General features: G+C 78.2%; 1 protein-coding gene. It reads right to left on the minus strand.

Going from position 1 to position 257, the window contains the following annotated elements; genetic code table 11:
* A partial coding sequence (locus BZY54_RS54500) for a universal stress protein (protein WP_244217725.1) occupies positions 1–257 on the minus strand: 257 nt, incomplete at both ends.

The raw sequence follows: 257 nt of genomic DNA on the forward strand, positions 1-257 counted from the left end.
GACCTCACGGCCGGGCCGGGGGACCACGACGACCGGGCACTCGGCGTCCCGGGCGGCGGCCAGGCCGCTGGAGCCGAGCAGCAGGCTGGCGAAGCCGCCGCGGCCCCGGGAGCCGAGCACCAACAGCTGTGCGTCGGCGCCCAGTTCGGGCAGCAGGGCACCGGGCAGTCCGTCCAGCGCCACGTACTCGACGTCCGTCCCGGGGTCGGTGCGCCCGGCCAGGTGGGCGCGGGCACCGTCGAGCACCGGGTCGTCCT

Source organism: Streptomyces carpinensis, from assembly GCF_002154505.1.
In the GTDB taxonomy this organism is placed as follows: Bacteria; Actinomycetota; Actinomycetes; order Streptomycetales; family Streptomycetaceae; genus Streptomyces; species Streptomyces carpinensis.